13 protein-coding genes are annotated in these 16,739 nt (G+C 71.6%); 5 read left to right on the forward strand and 8 right to left on the reverse strand.

The window, feature by feature from the left end; all coding sequences use genetic code 11:
- Window positions 1-20 precede the first annotated feature (20 nt).
- Both O7634_RS07955 and O7634_RS07960 read right to left on the reverse strand, forming a co-directional pair.
- Window positions 21-2,630 carry a right-handed parallel beta-helix repeat-containing protein gene (locus O7634_RS07955; RefSeq protein ID WP_278149495.1) on the reverse strand — a complete coding sequence of 870 codons (2,610 nt, stop codon included), beginning with the start codon at window positions 2,628-2,630 and terminating at the stop codon, window positions 21-23.
- Window positions 2,631-2,736: 106 nt separating this feature from the next.
- A complete protein-coding gene (locus O7634_RS07960; RefSeq protein ID WP_278149496.1) occupies window positions 2,737-3,210 on the reverse strand; it encodes a hypothetical protein in 474 nt (157 codons plus the stop codon).
- An 86-nt stretch (window positions 3,211-3,296) separates the two neighbouring features.
- Between O7634_RS07960 and O7634_RS07965 the strand changes: the two genes are divergently transcribed.
- On the forward strand, window positions 3,297-4,580 hold the full coding sequence (locus O7634_RS07965) for an MFS transporter (RefSeq protein WP_278149497.1): 1,284 nt from the start codon (window positions 3,297-3,299) through the stop codon (window positions 4,578-4,580).
- Between the two features lie 101 nt (window positions 4,581-4,681).
- Here the strand turns inward: O7634_RS07965 and O7634_RS07970 are convergent, their stop codons facing one another.
- Both O7634_RS07970 and O7634_RS07975 read right to left on the reverse strand, forming a co-directional pair.
- On the reverse strand, window positions 4,682-6,388 hold the full coding sequence (locus O7634_RS07970; protein ID WP_278149498.1) for a bifunctional metallophosphatase/5'-nucleotidase: 1,707 nt from the start codon (window positions 6,386-6,388) through the stop codon (window positions 4,682-4,684).
- Between the two features lie 306 nt (window positions 6,389-6,694).
- Complete coding sequence (locus O7634_RS07975) at window positions 6,695-7,333, reverse strand: histone deacetylase (RefSeq protein ID WP_278149499.1); 639 nt, start codon at window positions 7,331-7,333, stop codon at window positions 6,695-6,697.
- Window positions 7,334-7,516: 183 nt separating this feature from the next.
- Between O7634_RS07975 and O7634_RS07980 the strand changes: the two genes are divergently transcribed.
- The gene (locus O7634_RS07980) at window positions 7,517-8,926 is read left to right on the forward strand and encodes a sensor domain-containing diguanylate cyclase (protein WP_278149500.1); all 1,410 of its coding nucleotides are present in this window, start codon (window positions 7,517-7,519) and stop codon (window positions 8,924-8,926) included.
- Between the two features lie 152 nt (window positions 8,927-9,078).
- On the opposite strand, the gene O7634_RS07985 is transcribed toward O7634_RS07980, so the two are convergent.
- Window positions 9,079-10,140 (reverse strand): aspartate-semialdehyde dehydrogenase, encoded by a 1,062-nt coding sequence (locus O7634_RS07985; RefSeq protein WP_278149501.1) that lies wholly within the window; start codon window positions 10,138-10,140, stop codon window positions 9,079-9,081.
- Window positions 10,141-10,145: 5 nt separating this feature from the next.
- Complete coding sequence (locus tag O7634_RS07990) at window positions 10,146-11,411, reverse strand: aspartate kinase (RefSeq protein WP_278149502.1); 1,266 nt, start codon at window positions 11,409-11,411, stop codon at window positions 10,146-10,148.
- A 246-nt stretch (window positions 11,412-11,657) separates the two neighbouring features.
- Here O7634_RS07990 and O7634_RS07995 point away from each other — a divergent pair, with 246 nt between their 5' ends.
- Window positions 11,658-12,446: a hypothetical protein gene (locus O7634_RS07995; protein ID WP_278149503.1), complete on the forward strand. Its 789-nt coding sequence runs from the start codon at window positions 11,658-11,660 to the stop codon at window positions 12,444-12,446.
- Between the two features lie 13 nt (window positions 12,447-12,459).
- Here the strand turns inward: O7634_RS07995 and O7634_RS08000 are convergent, their stop codons facing one another.
- On the reverse strand, window positions 12,460-12,813 hold the full coding sequence (locus O7634_RS08000; RefSeq protein WP_278149504.1) for a helix-turn-helix domain-containing protein: 354 nt from the start codon (window positions 12,811-12,813) through the stop codon (window positions 12,460-12,462).
- 81 nt (window positions 12,814-12,894) lie between these two features.
- Here O7634_RS08000 and O7634_RS08005 point away from each other — a divergent pair, with 81 nt between their 5' ends.
- Window positions 12,895-13,110: a hypothetical protein gene (locus tag O7634_RS08005; protein ID WP_278149505.1), complete on the forward strand. Its 216-nt coding sequence runs from the start codon at window positions 12,895-12,897 to the stop codon at window positions 13,108-13,110.
- A gap of 237 nt (window positions 13,111-13,347) precedes the next feature.
- Window positions 13,348-15,102, forward strand: coding sequence for a 2-isopropylmalate synthase (gene leuA / locus O7634_RS08010; RefSeq protein WP_278149506.1), 1,755 nt, complete (start codon window positions 13,348-13,350; stop codon window positions 15,100-15,102).
- A gap of 37 nt (window positions 15,103-15,139) precedes the next feature.
- Here leuA and O7634_RS08015 read toward each other — a convergent pair whose 3' ends face one another.
- The gene (locus tag O7634_RS08015; protein WP_278149507.1) at window positions 15,140-16,642 is read right to left on the reverse strand and encodes an MFS transporter; all 1,503 of its coding nucleotides are present in this window, start codon (window positions 16,640-16,642) and stop codon (window positions 15,140-15,142) included.
- Window positions 16,643-16,739: the final 97 nt, after the last annotated feature.

Here is a 16,739-nt window from a genome sequence, read left to right on the forward strand (position 1 = left end):
AAACTCGAACGCGACCGCCGTCAGTACAGCGGCGTGATGAAGACACCCGCCTGGTCGACGATGGCGTGGGTGGTGCCCGAGCTGTTGTTGTAGAGCGTGGTGCCGCCAGCCGTCCCGACGATGGCGAGGTTGGAAGCGGTCTCCCCGGCAACGAAGTTGACGTTCGACGCCGATGGCCGTGCCTGGTCGGTCGGGTAGGCGGTCAGCACGCCCGCGGTGGTCGGAGCGGTGACGGTCAGGTTCGCCACCAACGCCGTCACACCCGGGCAGGAGCAGTTGGCGCCGGCCGCGAAGTCGGCCCAGACGTTGATCGACTCGCGCGGGTTGAGGGGGTGGTTGCCCCGGCTCGCGTCGGCGCGGGTGTCGGCGATGCGGACCGGGGAGTTCGGCACGTAGGTCAACTCACCGTCCGGGCCGAAGTAGCCGGCCACGTCCGCGATCACGTGCGTGCTGCCGGAACTCGCGTTGTGGATGTCCACCTTGCCGCCTACCACCGGGACGGTCACCAGGTTCGGGATGCTCTGCCCGGCGACGAAGTTCAGGTTCGAGGCGGCCGGCACCGGAGCACCGGCGGGGAAGACCTTCAGGACGCCGCTCGTCGTCGGCGCGGTCACCGTGACGTTGAGGACGACGGCGGTGGCATCCGCCGGGAGCTGCCGGCCGAGGTCCAGCTGGCGGGTGGTGTTCGGCGACAACGCTCCACCTGAGGTACGGGTGTCGAGCGCCCGCTGCGGGTTGAGGGCGGTGAAACCCTGACCCTCCGCGCTGTACTGACCCTGAAGGTCGGCGATCACGTGCACCGTGCCGCCGCTGCTGTTCCTGATCCGGATCTTTCCGTTCTCCACCGGGACGGTCACCAGGTTCGGCACCGTCTCCCGGGCCACGAAGTTGACGTTCGACGCGCTCGGAGTTCCCGTGCCGTCCGGATAGACGGTCAGGAAGCCGGACGTCGTCGGCTCGGTCACCGTCACGTTGAGCACCACGGCGCTGATCCGCGCGACCGGCACTCCGCCGATGTCGCTGAGCGGCAGCACCACGTCGGAGTTGGCGGGGATCGGCGTCCGCGTACCCACTCCGACCGCGTTGCGGGTGTCCAGCAGCCGGGTCGGTGACACGGGCGTGTAGTGCGCGCCCAGAACGGTGCAGAGCGTGGTGTAGGAGCCGACCTCCTCACGGTTACCGGAGACGTTCGCGCGGATGTAGGCGCAGGCCCGGCCCGCCCGGCGGAACCGGTGGGTCTCCTCGGCCGACTGGCTGACCCGGTAGAACCGCGAATCGCTGAACTTGTAGGTGAAGGTGCCCACGGGGCCGTCGGACGGCCAGGTCGACCGGCTGGTGCTGCGAGCGGTTCCGTCCAGTGGCCCACCGCCCCTGGTCTGCCGGAACGGTGCGACGCTCCAGACGAAGCCACCGACCCGCTCGACCGCGCCACGGTCGTGGAACCCGTTGCCGGTGCCGGTGTTCGTCACCTGCGGGTCGTCGAGGTGCGAATTGCCCACCATGTCGGTTGCCGGCACGCCCCGCGCCGAGGCGTTGCCCGAGTCGATCGCCGGTGAGCCGGGCTTCAGGGGAAGGTAACTCCGCATCCCGCCGCGCTGGACGTCCAGCTGCGGGTCGGCGGAGATGTCGTGCCCGCCCTGCCCGGTGGCGGCGTGGAACGCCTCGATGGTGGCGTGCGTGGTGCCGGCCCAGGCGTACGGGGCGACACCCGCCGTGGGGTCGATCAGGTTGTAGTCCGCCACGCTCGGCAGGGACGCCGACGAGACCGAGACGGCGGCGTCGGTGACCGGCACGCTGCACAAAGCCGTTTGCTTGCTCAGCGGCTTGACGATGTTGTTCTCGATGACGGCGTCGGGCGAGGCGCCCGCGACGTCGATGCCGGGCCCGCAGGCCGCCGTCACCGTGTTGTTGGTGACGGTGCTGCCAGGCGCGTCGGTGATCCCGATCCGCCCGGCGACGACCTGGTTGGCGACGACAGTGGTGCCGGTAGCGGCGCCCTCGACAACCAGCGCGGCGTTACCGGTGTCGTTGATGTTGACCAGCCAGTTCCGGCTGATCGTCACGTCCCGGGAGGCACCGCCCACCCGTACCGCCGCCGGCACCTTCGTCTGTTGCGCGGCGATCCCGTTCAGCGTGACCCGGGACGAGCCGTCGATCACCACGGCGGGCGACGCGCTCGCACTCTGCCCCTGCACCACGAAGCCGTCCACGACCACGTCGTGGACCTGGCTGAGGGACAGGATCGTCCCGGTGACGTTCGACCCGTTGGTGCGGCCCACATAGACCCAACCGGAGAACGCGTTCACCGCCCGGAACGTGATGGGCGCGGTCTCCGTGCCGGACCGGGTGAAGGTGACGTTCTCGGGATAGTTGCCCGGCTGCACCAGCACCGTCTGGCCGGGCTGGACCACCGCCGCGGCGGCCGAGATCGTGCAGAACGGCGCATCTTCGCTGCCGTCGGCTGTCGCCGAACAGTATTTCTGGCTCACGTACAGCTCGTTCGCCGGACCGGCCGCGGCTCGCGCGACCGGCGTCGGGGCCGCCGCCACCGCGGGCGCCGCCAGCCCCACCAGGGCCGCACCACCCATCAGTGGTACGACAGCGAGCCGCGCCACCATCCGTCTGTCCATCGAGCACCCCCGTGCAAGTCGATCATGCGAGAGGGAGCGTAACGTTCGTTCGTCGGTTTGATCAGCTCCGATCGGTCGACACCCTCGGCCGTTCGGTCGGAGCCGGTCAGTCGTGCCGTTCGGTGCGCTCGATCTCGGCGAACGCCGCGCTCAGATAGCCGTCGACCGGTCGACCCGTCACCGTCAACAGGTCGGCCACGAGCAGTGGGGCGTGCCGGGCGAGCGCGGCCGGGTCCGGCGGGGAGTCGTCCTCGCCGCTGTCGTAGACCCCGAGAGCCCCGGCCAGCAGCACCAGCACGACGTGCGGGTCGACGTCCGGCCGCCAGGCTGCCGCCGCGCGCACGCACCGCTGCAACACCTGGCGTACGTCGTGGCTGTCCAGCCCGTCCGGGTGGCTCTCCTCGAGCAGCAGCCGCACCACGGCGCCGAGCACCAGCCCGGAACGTTCGGCGGTGGCGAGCCGGCCGGCGGCCGCCTCGTACCCCTCCGGGTCCTGGGTCTTCGCGGCCTCCACCGCGTCGCTGGCGGCGTCGGCGATCTCGCGGGCGGGTGCGGGCAGATGTCGCCAGGTCACGCTCACCGGGCCAGCATGGCAGAGCCCTCCGACAGCCCGGCGGCTCGGTAAACGGTTCGCGCGTTGTCGCACCTGACGAACAGAATGCGGTCATGCTGCGTCGCGCCCTGCCCCGCCGTCCGGAGGCTCGCCGGCTCCTCGTCGGCACCCTGCTCTCGGCGATCGGGCGTGGCCTCACACTGCCCTTCCTCTTCATCTATTTCACCGACGTACGCGGCCTCACCGACACCCGCGCCGGCCTGGTCATCGGTTGGTACGGCGCGGTCACCCTGGCCCTGTCGCCGCTGGGCGGGACGCTGATCGACAGGTTCGGGGCCCGCCGGGTGGTGCTGCCGTGCCTGGTGATCGAGGCGGTGGGCACCGGCTCGCTGGCCCTGGTCGACTCGAGTGCCTCCGCGTTCGCGGTGATGACGGTGGTCGCGGTGGGCAGCTCGGCGATCTGGTCCGGGCAGAACACCATCCTCGCCTCGCTGACCGACGACGGTGAGCGGCAGCGCGTCTTCGGGTTGAACTTCGCGCTGCTCAACCTCGGCATCGGCATCGGCGGTATGACCTCCGGCGCGATCATCGACACCGACCGACCGGGCACCTTCCAGACGATCTACCTGCTGGACGCGGTGAGCTACCTGATGCCCGCCGTGATCCTGCTCACCCTGCCGGGTGTCGGGCACCGGCTCGGCACCCGTCGGGCCGCCGACCAATCGTCACCGGGTGGCTACCTGACAGTGCTCGGCGACCGCCCGTTCCGCCGCCTGGTGATCTTCGCGATGATCCTCACCACCTGTGGGTACGCCCAGATCGAGGTCGGCTTCGCCGCGTACGCCGTGCGGGTCGCCGAGGTGAGCCCACGGGTGGTGGCCTGGGCGCTCGCCGCCAACACGGTGATGATCGTGCTCGCCCAACTCCTGGTCATCCGTCGCATCGAGGGCCGCAGCCGCACCGCCGCACTCGCCGTGGTCGGGGCGGTGTTCGCCACCGCCTGGCTGGTCCTCGGCGCGGCCGACCTGGTCAGCACCGGCGGCGCCGTGCTGGGCGCGCTGTGCGTGGTGGCCTGCTCGGCGATCTTCGGCTTCGGCGAGACGATGCTGTCACCGGTGATGCCGGCACTGACCAACGCGCTGGCCACCGACGAACTACGCGGCAGGTACAACGCGATGAGTTCGATGATCTTCGGAATCAGCGGGGTGATCGGCCCGGTCACCGCCGGCCCGCTCATCGGTGTGGCCGATGGCAAGGTCTGGGTGGCCACAGTGGTCGGCGGCTGCCTGGTCGCCTCGTTCGTCGCGCTCTCCCTGCGCCGCCTGCTCACCGCCCAGCAGGACGGCAGGACGACACCTGCACCCCAATCCCCCGAGCCGGTCCCGACCCCCACCTGACCCGCTCGCGCAGGACGGAAAACCACCAGCCGGGACGGGTCCCGGGAACGGCTCGGGCCCCGGAGCGCGCGCTCCGGGGCCCGGTCGTCGCGGGTCGGCCGTCAGGCGGTGGGGACCTCGGCGGTGGTGCGGATCCGGTCCAGCGTCGGTGCGGAGACCGGGGACTGGGCGGTCAGGTAGTTCACGAAGGCGTCCAGGTCGATCTGGCCGGTGACCGGGTTGGTCCCGCCGGTGAGGGCGGTGAAGCCGTCACCGCCGCCGGCCAGGAAGTTGTTCACCGTCACCCGGTAGGTGGCGGCGGTGTCGACAGTGGTGCCGCCCAGGGTGAGGCTGCCCCGGACCACGCGGGTGCCGGCGCACGGGTCGGCGGCCGTGCCGGTGGTGCCGTTCGGGTCGACGACGTAGCCGACCGTCGCCGACGGGTACAGCGTCCGGTTCGTGACGAACTGCTGCTCCAGCACGCAGTACAGCTGCGCGCCGGTCAGGTCCAACGTCACCAGGTTGTTGGCGAACGGCTGCACCGTGAACGCCTCCTCGTAGGTGACCGGGCCGGCGTCGAGGTCGGCCCGGACCCCGCCCGGGTTCATGAAGGCGGCGACGGCGCCCTCCTCGTCGTCGGTGGCGGCGAGCTGCGCGTCGGCGATCAGGTTGCCCAGCGGCGACTCGCCCAGACTCGTACCGAAGAGGGTTTCCTGGCTCCGGGTGATCGCCTCGTTGGTCACCCCGACCTGGCGGCCGGCGACCGGGCCGAGCACCGTCTTGTAGCGGTTGATCAGCTCGGTCTGCTTCGGGTCCTTCGCCACGTCCCGGGTGACCACGACGTTGTTCGCGGCGGCGGAGAGCACGTCACCGCTACGACGATCGATCTTGAGGTCGATGTCGGTGACCAGGCGACCGAAGGAGCTGGCGCTGGTGACCAGCTTGCCGTTGATGTCGCAGTTGTACGCCTGGTGGGTGTGCCCGCTGACCACCACGTCGATCGACGGGTCCATCCGGTTGGCGATGTCCACGATGGGTCCGGTCATGCCGACGCAGTCGTTGATCCCACCGGTCGCGGCCTGGGTGCCGCCCTCGTGCAGCAGGACGACGATCGCCTCCACGCCCTTGCGGCGCAGCTCACGGGCGTACCTGTTGGCGGTGTCCGCCTCGTCGGCGAAGCCGAGGCCGGCGACCCCCTGCTGGCTGACGATCTGCGGGGTGCCCTCCAGGGTCATGCCGATGAAGCCGACCTTGACGCCCTGCACCCTGTGGATCGCGTACGGCGCCATCAGCGGCTTGCCGGTCGCGGTCTTGAAGGCGTTCGCGGAGAGGTACTGGAAGCCGGCGCCCTTGAACGGGGTGCCGTCGGCGCAGCCGTCCACCGGGTGGCAGCCACCGTTCTGCATGCGCAGCAGCTCGGCGGCGCCCTCGTCGAACTCGTGGTTGCCGACGCTGGCGTAGTCCAGCCCGGCCATGCTCAGCGCCTCGATGGTCGGCTCGTCGTGGAAAGCCGCCGAGAGCAGCGGGGACGCTCCGATCAGGTCACCGGCGGCGACGGTGATGGTGTTCTTCTTCTTGGCGGCGGCGCGCAGCTCGGCCAGGTGCGTGGACAGGAACTCGACGCCACCCGCCGCCTGTCCGGCGATGGTGCCGCTGGACCCGCTCGGCGGTTCGAGGTTGCCGTGGAAGTCGTTGAGGGCCAGCAGGGTGACGTCGACCGGCTTCGGTCGCGCGTCGGCCTGCTCGGGGCTGCTGGCGACCGCGCCGAGGGCGGCCACCGCGAGCGCGGTCAGGCCGATGCCGGCCCGCCGCATCCCGGTTATGAACATGGATCTCCTCGTGAGAATCGGCGCCTGCGCCGTCCGGCCGATGGGTCGACCGGGCCGCCGACGGGCGCCGTCGGAAGGGTCGCGGTTGGCGGCGGGGGAGGATGGCCGCCCACCGACAGCCTCTCATTCGGACGCCGGCCGGTCGACCCGAGCAGAGCATCGGAGCTGCGGGTACGCCCGGACCGTCGGCGACGGCCGTTTCGCGGCGGCGCGCCGGACAGCATCCTGCTCGCGCCGGCACCAACGGATGCGGCCGAGCCGCGCCCACGACCGACGTCCACCGGGCGCGGCCGGCTGGCGTGCCGGTCAAGCGCCGGCCAGCGCCTCGGTGACCAGGGTCGCGACCGCCTCCGGGGTCCAGCCGTCCGGCACGCCGGGTCGCGCCGCCAGATAGGTGGTGATCCGCCCTGCGGGCCAGCCGTGCGACTCGTACAGCCCGCGAGCGATCATGCCGAGGTAGATCGGCGCGGGTGGCCGGCACCGCGCGGCGGACATTCCCTCGGGGGCGGTGAAGGTGAGCAGCGGAACGCCGTCGTGGCCGCCCGGACAGACCAACGTCTCGTACCGTCCGGGGCCGAGCGTGGCCCTCCCCTCGGCGACGGCCACCTCGATGGCCGCGCCGGTCGCCTCGGCCAGGTCAACCGGCCGGTACATCTCCTGGGCCGCGATGTCGGTGAACTGCTCCACCGTGACCAGGTAGGCGCGGGCGGCGGCCTCGTCCGGCAGGTCCGGGTCGTAGAAGGCCATCCCGCCGGTCCAGGCCCGGGACTCACCGGCGAAATAGATGCCACCGGGCAGCGACACCGGGACCGAACGGCTCGGCGGGCGGCGGTCACGGCAACCGGGGTACGTCCGCCTGCCACCGGGTGGGCAGCCACCCCCGATGTACCAGGCGAGCCGGGCGGCGTGCATGTTCGAGCCGTACGCGACATACCAGACCAGCACGCCGTCGCCTCCTCACCGGCGGGAGCCTCCACGCTAACGCCGGCCAACCGCCCACAGGCTGCGTCCACAGCCTGTGGATAGCACGTGTGTACGAAGGATGATCGGGCCCTCGCCGCCGTGAGTACGCTTGATCGCGCGGCTCGGCGCTGGCCGGGCCCCTCCCCTACCTGGAACGACGTGCGAGTGGATCATCAGCGAGTCATCCGTGACGTCACCGTCCGCCTGCCGATGGCGTCGAGTGCGCTGGAGGCCTGTCGGTGGACGGTCACCGCGCTGTCCCGGCACACCCCGGCGACCATCTCGGTGCTGCTCGCGGTCCATGACCGCCTGCGCTGCGTCGCGGCGACCGGTGCCTGGCAGGTCTTCGCCACGGTGCCGGCGCGCACCGGCATCGTCGGTCGCGTGCACGCGACCGGCGTGGCCGCCGTCGTCCCGGACGTCACCGCCGACCCGGACTACCTACCGGTACGCCCGGACGTGACCGCCGAGCTGTGCGTGCCGGTGCTGGACCCGGCGGGCCGGGCGATCGGTGTCCTCGACCTCCAGTGGAGCGAGTCGACCGATCTGGCATCGTGGTGTGAGGTCGCGCAGCGGCTGGCCGACCGGCTCGGCTCGCGCATCGCCGCGCTCGGTGGCCCACCCGCCGAGACCCGCAGCGAGAAGCTGCTCCGGCACGCCGCGGCACTCTCCTCCGCCCCGACCGAGGGGGAGGTGTTGGGCGTGGCCGCCGACGCCGCCCGGGAGGTCTCCACCCTCTCCACAGCGGTGCTGGTGCTCGGCGGTCAGCTCGGCCCACCCCCGGCGGCGCCCGACGGACTGGAGCTCCGACTCCGCGCCGAACTGGCCAAGGCCGGCCCGGTCGCACTGGACCGGATTGTCGACCGCGCCCACCGGTACGGGGCCGGCTACACGCTGGGCGAAGCGGGGCACCCCCCGACCGCCGACTACCGACCGCTGATCCGGGCGGGTGTGCACACGCTGGTCGCCGTGCCGGTCGGTCCGGCGGAGGCCGGTGGCGTCCTGCTGGTAGCCGACGAGCGCGCCCTGCGCCCGGACCCGACCACCGTCAGCCTCATGGAACTGCTCGCCGGGCAGGCCTGGACCAGCATCGACCGGCTGCGCACGCTGACCCGACTGCGGGAGCAGGCCAGCTCGGACCCGCTCACCGGGTTGCGGCACACCGGCCCGTTCGGGCAGCGGATCGCAGCGGCCACCCCCGGGCGTACGGCGCTGCTGGCCATCGACGTGGACGGCTTCAAGACCGTCAACGACACGTACGGCCACCAGGCCGGCGACCGGGTGCTGGTCGGGCTGGCGCGGGCCCTGGAGGCGGCGTTGCGGCACGGCGACGAGCTGTACCGGATCGGCGGCGACGAGTTCGTCGCGGTGATCGAGGTGAGCCGCCCGGAGGAGGCGGTCCGGATCGCCGAGCGCCTGACCGAGGCTGCCCGGCGGATCGGACGCACGATCAGTGTGGGTGTGGCGCTGCCCCGTCCCGGCGAATCCCCCGACCGCGCCCTCAAGCGAGCCGACCAGGCCCTCTACGCGGTGAAGCGCCACGGCCGCGACGGCGTACGCCTCTCCGCCGCCTAACCCCCGCCCCAGCCCAGCCCCGCCCTCCCTGCCCTGCCCTGTTCTCCGTTGATCATGAAGTTATTGCCAGGACACGCCGAGCCGATTGGCCATAACTTCATGATCAACCGGGCCGGGGGCCGGGGGCCCGGGCCGGGGGCCGGGGGGTGGGGTTAGGGGGTTTGGAGTTCTTTGGCTAGGAGCTCGGCTATCTGGGCGGTGTTGAGGGCCGCGCCCTTGCGGAGGTTGTCGCCGGTGACGAAGAAGTCGAGAGCCCTGGGGTCGTCCAGGGCGCGGCGGATCCGGCCGACCCAGGACGGGTCGGTGCCGACCGCGTCGATCGGCATCGGGAACTCCCCGGCGGCGGGGTCGTCGACCAGGATCACGCCGGGCGCGTTGCGGAGCGCCTCGCGGGCGCCCTCGGCGTCGACCTCGGTGGCGAAGACCGCGTGCACGGCCACCGAGTGGGCGGTGACCACCGGCACCCGGACGCAGGTGGCGGACACCTTGAGATCGGGCAGACCGAGGATCTTCCGGGACTCGTTGCGAATCTTCATCTCTTCCGACGACCAGCCGCTGTCCGCCGGGGAGCCGGCCCAGGGCACCACGTTGAGCGCCAGCGGCGCGGGGAACGGGCCCAGGTCGTCGCCGACCGCCTGGCGTACGTCGCCGGTCCGTGAGCCGAGCGCCCGATCGCCGGCGACCTTGGTGAGCTGGTCGTGCAGGATGTCGACGCCGGATTGTCCGGCGCCGGAGACCGCCTGGTAGGAGGCGAGCACCAGTTCGCGTAGGCCGTACTCGCGGTGCAGCGGCGCGACCGCGATGATCATCGCGAGGGTGGTGCAGTTGGCGTTGGCGATGATGCCCCGGGGCCGGTTGCGGACCTGGTCGGGGTTGATCTCCGGTACGACCAGCGGGACGTCCCGATCCATCCGGAACGCGCCGGAGTTGTCGACGGCGATAGCGCCCCGGGAGACGGCGATCGGCGCCCACTCGGCCGAGACCTCGTCGGGGACGTCGAACATGGCCACGTCGACCCCGTCGAACGCCTCGGGGGTCAGCGCCTGGACGACGAGTTCCTCACCCCGGCAACGCACCCGGCGACCGACCGACCGCTCGGAGGCCAGCAGGCGGATCTCGCCCCAGACGTTGCGCCGGCCGGTGAGCAGCTCACACATCACCGTGCCGACGGCTCCTGTCGCTCCGACCACGGCGAGGGTGGGCAGCGCCGACACGGGTGTTACCTACCCGTCCCCGCGTAGACCACGGCTTCGGTATCGCCGCCCAACTCGAACGCGTCGTGGATGGCGCGGACAGCGGCGTCGAGGTCGGTGTCCCGGCAGACCACGGAGACCCGGATCTCCGAGGTGGAGATCATCTCGATGTTGACCCCGGCCGCGCCGAGCGCGGCGAAGAAGCCGGCGGCCACGCCGGGGTGCGAGCGCATGCCGGCGCCGATCAGTGAGACCTTGCCGACGTGGTCGTCGTAGAGCAGGCCCTTGAACTTGACCGGCTCCTGGATCTTGCTGAGCGCGGCCATGGCGGTCGGGCCGTCGGCCTTGGGCAGGGTGAACGAGATGTCCGTGCGACCGGTGCCCTCGGTGGAGACGTTCTGGACGATCATGTCGATGTTGATCTCGGCGCCCGCGACGGTGTCGAAGATCCGCGCGGCGGCACCCGGCTCGTCGGGCACGCCGACGATCGTGATCTTGGCCTCGCTACGGTCGTGCGCGACCCCGGTGATCAGTGCCTGCTCCACGGAAGGGTCCTCCATCGATCCGGTGACCAGCGTGCCGGTGTTGGTCGAGTATGACGAACGGACGTGGATCGGCAACCCCGCCCGTCGGGCGTATTCCACGCTACGCAGGTGCAGGACCTTCGCGCCGCACGCGGCCAGCTCCAGCGTCTCCTCGTAGGTGATCTGCTCGATGTGCCGGGCGTTCGGCACGATCCGCGGGTCGGCGGTGAAGATGCCGTCCACGTCGGTGTAGATCTCGCAGACGTCGGCGTGCAGGGCGGCAGCGAGCGCCACGGCGGTGGTGTCCGAGCCACCGCGGCCCAGCGTGGTGACGTCCTTGGTGTCCTGTGAAACGCCCTGGAAGCCGGCCACGATGACCACCGAGCCCTCGTCGAGCGCGCCCTTGAGCCGCCCGGGGGTGACGTCGATGATCCGGGCACGGCCGTGCACCGAGGTGGTGATCACGCCGGCCTGCGAGCCGGTGAACGAGCGGGCCTCGTACCCCAGGTTGTGGATGGCCATGGCGAGCAGCGCCATGGAGATCCGCTCCCCGGCGGTGAGCAACATGTCCAGCTCGCGGCCCGGCGGCAGCGGGCTGACCTGGTTGGCCAGGTCGAGCAGTTCGTCGGTGGTGTCCCCCATGGCGGAGACCACCACCACCACGTCGTCGCCGGCCTTGCGGGCAGCGACGATGCGCTCGGCCACCCGCTTGATCCGCTCGGCGTTGGCGACGGAGGACCCGCCGTACTTCTGCACCACGAGTGCCACGACGGTGCACTCCCTCCCAGTGACCCTGAGCGTGCCGACGCCGCCGGAACCGGGGCCGGCGGCGCGTGTCAGACCCCTTGAGGGTATCCGGCGGGCGGCGAGGCCGGGTCAGGTGATCCCACGATCCGGCCCGCCCGGCCGGTCCCACCAGGTCGGAGGGTACGCGGAACGGCGTCGCCCGACACGCCGGAGCGAGCACGGCACGCGTCGACCCCGCCGGCCGCCCGCACCCGCCAGAATGGGCCGGTGCCCGTCCTCCTCCGCCCGACCGGCCGTGTGCTCGGGCCGCTCGCCCTCGCCCTGCCGGCGTTCCTGGTCGCCTGCTCCACCGCGCAGCCTCCGGCACCGCCACCGGCCGATCCCGGAACGGTCGAGGTGGACGCGGCGCGGGAGGAGCTGGCCGCGCTGGCGGCCGCCGCCCAGGACCGCCACATGGTCGCCCAGTACGTCTACAGCCAGGCCGACCAACCGGACCGCACCCTCGTCTTCACCAGCGCGAACGATGGCAGTTGGCGGGTCGACGTGCCCGGGGGCGCGCTGGGCGGCACCGTCGACGTCTCGATGGCCAGCACGACCGACGGCCTGTTCCAGTGCGCCCTGCCGTCGAGCGGCCATCCGGACCCGGCCCGTTGCGTCCGCCTGGGCGACCGGGACGACACGATCCCCCGCCGGTCGGACCCTCGGGTCCAGCACCCGCTCACCGACTGGCTGGACGTGCTCACCGACCGGCGGGCGCCGCTGGCGGTGGCGCAGGCCGACGCGCCCGAGGGCGTGACCGGCACCTGCTACTCGGTGGACTCCACCTCGGCGTCGCTGAACGCCCCGCTGGACGTGGGCATCTACTGCTACGACACCGACGGCACACCGACCGGCGTCCGGACCGGGGCCGGGGCGCTGCGGCTGGCCGCGCCGCCCGGCCCGGCGCCGGCCACCGTGCAACTGGCCGGCGCGGTGGTGGTGGACGCGGAACCACTCGACACCGCGGCACCGCCGACGCCGGACCCGTCGGACAGCCCGAGCGCGGGAACGCCCTGATCCTTTCGGCGGGTCATCCGCCCTGACTCGCCCGGAGCAGGACCTTCGCCGCGTCGGTGTTGCGGTAGAGGACGTGCCGACCCTCGCGGGACCGGTGGACCAGGCCGGCGGCGTGCAGCGCGGCCAGGTGCTGGGAGACGTTCCCGGCGGACATCCCGGTGAGTCGGGCCAGGCCGGTGGTGGTGGTGGTCGCGGCGTCGAGCAGGTGCAGCAGCGCGGCCCGGCCAGGGCTGATCACCCGTGCCAGCGGGTCGCCGGCCGGCGCCCCGGTCGCCTCCCAGAGCGTTCCCACCGCACGAACGGGGTACGCCCCGACCGGCACCGAGTCCTCCAGGAGGTTCCACAGCACCCGCCGGTTGGAGAACACGGAGGGATTCAGCGCCAGCCCACGCCAGCTCCACCAGCGGTCGGACCCGCTCGGCCGCCGGCCGACCAGCGCGGCGCGTACGTGGGGGCGTTCCGGCTCGGCTCCCAGGTGCAGTACCTGATCGCTCCGGCGGGACTGACCGCGCTCGGCGTGACCACCGGCGGCTGGGGTTGGTTACCGACGGCAGCGATCTTCGTGCTGGTCGCAGCGGCGATCGTGCCCGCCGTGGCCTGGGCCGGACGGACCCCGAGGCTGGGTTCCCAGGCCCCGGAGCCGACAAGGACATCGATCCCATAGTCCGGACCGGCCTTTCCACACCCAGGTTCATCACGTAGGGTGACCTGGTCATGTGGCAGGCGCTCGTTCTCCTTAGCCGCCGCGACGAGGCCTGACCGGCCGGCACCTCGTCGCGGAGTCGCATCGCGCCGTCCAGCACATCTGAGCTTCCCCTCGGCACCGCCGCGCACCGTCGCCCGGCATCTCGCCGACACCTTCCGATCTGCTGACGCCACATGTTCCAGGGAGCACTCTGAGATGGCTCAACCTGTCACCGACGCCGAATCTGATCCGATCGCCCGGCAGCGCCCGAGCCGGATGCCGTACCACCGCTACCAGCCGTACCAGGAGCAGATCCGGGTCGAGCTGCCCGACCGCACCTGGCCCACCCGCACCATCCAGGCGGCCCCGCGCTGGTGCGCCGTCGACCTGCGCGACGGCAACCAGGCCCTGATCGACCCGATGTCGCCGGAGCGCAAGCGCCGGATGTTCCAACTGCTGGTGCAGATGGGTTACAAGGAGATCGAGGTCGGCTTCCCGTCCGCCAGCCAGACCGACTTCGACTTCGTCCGGCAGCTCATCGAACAGGACATGATCCCGGACGACGTCACCATCCAGGTGCTCACGCAGTGCCGGGAGCACCTGATCGACAGGACGTTCGAGTCGCTGCGCGGCGCGAAGCGCGCCATCGTGCACTTCTACAACTCGACCTCCACCCTCCAGCGGCGGGTGGTCTTCGGCCTGGACAAGGACGGCATCGCCGACATCGCCACCACCGGCGCGCGGCTCTGCCAGAAGTACGCGGAGATCCACACCCCGGACACGGACATCTACTACGAGTACTCGCCGGAGTCGTACACGGGCACCGAGCTGGAGTACGCGCTGGAGGTCTGCTCCCGGGTCATCGACGTGATCGACCCGACCCCGGACCGGCCGCTGATCATCAACCTGCCGGCCACCGTGGAGATGGCCACCCCCAACGTGTACGCCGACTCGATCGAGTGGATGCACAGGCACCTGCCGCGGCGGGACAGCGTGGTGCTCAGCCTGCACCCGCACAACGACCGGGGCACCGGGGTCGCCGCCGCCGAGCTGGGCCTGCTCGCCGGCGCGGACCGCATCGAGGGCTGCCTGTTCGGCAACGGTGAGCGCACCGGCAACGTCGACCTGGTGACCCTGGGGCTCAACATCTTCTCGCAGGGCATCGATCCGATGATCGACTTCTCGAACATCGACGAGATCCGGCGCGCCGTCGAATACTGCAACCAGCTCCCCGTGCACGAGCGCCACCCGTACGCGGGTGACCTGGTCTACACCGCCTTCTCCGGCTCCCACCAGGACGCCATCAAGAAGGGCTTCGACGCGCTCGCCGCCGACGCGGAGGCAGCCGGCGTGCCGGTGGACGAGCACACCTGGGCGGTGCCGTACCTGCCGATCGACCCGAAGGACCTGGGCCGCACCTACGAGGCGGTCATCCGGGTCAACTCGCAGTCCGGCAAGGGCGGCGTCGCGTACATCATGAAGAGCGAGTACCAGCTGGACCTGCCGCGCCGGCTCCAGATCGAGTTCTCCGGTGTGGTGCAGCAGGTCACCGACCACAACGGTGGCGAGGTCGACCCGCGCGCCATGTGGGAGATCTTCGCTACCCACTACCTGCTCGACCACCAGCCCGACCCGGCGGTCCGGCTGCACGGCTACACCATCGGCACCGCCGACGGCAAGGTGGAGATCGAGGCCGAGGTCGGGGTGGGCGCCGACCGGCGGTCGCTGGCCGCGGTCGGCAACGGCCCGATCGACGCGTACGTCAACGCGCTCGTCTCGGTCGGGGTGGGCGTCCGGGTGCTCGACTACCACGAGCACGCGCTCTCCTCCGGCGGTGACGCGCAGGCCGCCGCGTACGTGGAGTGCGAGGTGGACGGGAAGACGGTCTGGGGTGTCGGCACCGACGCCAACATCGTCACCGCGTCGATCAGGGCGGTCACCAGCGCCGTCAACCGGGCCCGCGCGAGCTGAGAGCTGATCGGAAGGGCCTCCGTTCGGGGGCCCTTCCCTATTTCCGCCGGGCCGGTGGTGTGGCGGCGGGCAGCGAGTGACAGGGCTGGGACGGCGGCGCCTCCCGGTTCGGTCGGTGGATCAGCACGAGGGCCAGGACCGCGCCGACGACGAGCAGCCCGGCGCACCACTCCATAGCGCTCCGGAACGCGTCGGTCAGTTCGGTCTTCTGCTCGTACCCGCCACCGGAGAGGCCCACCAGCAGGGGCAGCGCGGCCACCGCGAGCAGGCCGCCGGCCCGGGACGCGGCGTTGTTGAAGCCGCTGGCCACCCCGGAGAACCGGTCCTGCACGGCGGCCAGCACGGACGCGGTGAGCGGTGCCACGACCAGGGTCAGCCCGATGCCGAAGAGCAGCACCCCGGGCAGCACGTCCCGCCAGTACGACGCGCCCGGCCCGACGCCGCGCAGCAGCAGCAGACCGACCGCGGCGAGCACCGGCCCGACCGTCAACTGGAGGCGGGGGCCGATCCGCGCCGACAGGGCGCCGGACCGGGCCGACCCGACCAACAACAGCAGCGTCATCGGCAGCAGCGCGATGCCGGTGCGGAAGGCCGACCACCCGACCACGTTCTGCAGGTAGACGGCAAAGAAGAAGGTGAAGCCGCCGAGCGCCGCGTAGACGACCACCGTGAAGATGTTCAACACCGAGAAGAGCCGACTGCCGAACAGCCCGGTGGGCAGCATCGCCGTGTCGCCGCGCCGCCGTTCCAGCAGCACGAAGGCCACCGCGGACAGCACCCCGACCACCGCGGCGACCAGCACCTCGACCGAGTCGAACCCGCGCGCCGGCGCGTCGATCAGGGCGTAGGTGATGCCGGCGAGGGCGAGCGCTCCGAGCAGGGCGCCGGCCACGTCGAAGCGGCGTCGGGTCTGTCCCGGCCCGGCGGTCCGCGAGGCGCTCTCGTCCCGGCTCTCCGGCACCCAGCGCAGCGCGGCCAGCACCACGAGCACGGCGATCGGCACGTTGAGGAAGAAGATCCAGCGCCAGGAGAGCGCGTCGATCAACCAACCCCCGATGAACGGACCCAGCGCCGTGGACACCCCGGACAGCCCGGCCCACGCGCCGATGGCCCGGCCCCGGTCGTCCGGATGGAAACTGGCCTGGAGCACCGACAGCGACCCGGGGGTGAGCAACGCGCCACCGGCGCCCTGGAGGAAGCGGGCGGCGATCAGCCAGCCGGTGCCCTGGGCGAGCCCGCACAGCACCGAGGCGGCGGTGAACCAGAGCACGCCGAGGAGGAAGACCCGCCGCCTGCCGAAACGGTCCCCGAGCGCGCCGCCGAGTAGCACGAACGCCGCGAGCATGAGTAGATAGCCGTTGATGGTCCACTGGAGGTCGGAGACGTTCGCGCCGAGGTCCTGCCCGAGCTTCGGCAGCGCCACGTTGACGACGGTGCTGTCCAGGAAGACCATGCCGGAGGCGAGCACGGCGGCGAGCAGGGTGCCCCGCCCGGCGGCGGTGCCCATCCGGAGGGTGGACGCCGGTACGGGTGCGGTCATCCCACCAATCTTCCTTGCGTCATGCGGGAGACGCCACGAAACGCCGAAACCATACCCGGGTACTGTGCGCAATCGCCGGGAGCCCCCAAGCTGGAGA

The sequence above is a fragment of the Micromonospora sp. WMMD1120 genome (assembly GCF_029626235.1).
Classification (GTDB): Bacteria; Actinomycetota; Actinomycetes; order Mycobacteriales; family Micromonosporaceae; genus Micromonospora.

What these genes read in the sequence shown, in the direction of transcription:
- O7634_RS08015 (WP_278149507.1), bottom strand. Translation starts at nt 16,642, where the DNA reads ATGACCGCACCCGTACCGGCGTCCACCCTCCGGATGGGCACCGCCGCC.
- leuA (WP_278149506.1), top strand. Translation starts at nt 13,348, where the DNA reads ATGGCTCAACCTGTCACCGACGCCGAATCTGATCCGATCGCCCGGCAG.
- O7634_RS07970 (WP_278149498.1), bottom strand. Translation starts at nt 6,388, where the DNA reads ATGTTCATAACCGGGATGCGGCGGGCCGGCATCGGCCTGACCGCGCTC.
- O7634_RS07955 (WP_278149495.1), bottom strand. Translation starts at nt 2,630, where the DNA reads ATGGACAGACGGATGGTGGCGCGGCTCGCTGTCGTACCACTGATGGGT.
- O7634_RS07965 (WP_278149497.1), top strand. Translation starts at nt 3,297, where the DNA reads ATGCTGCGTCGCGCCCTGCCCCGCCGTCCGGAGGCTCGCCGGCTCCTC.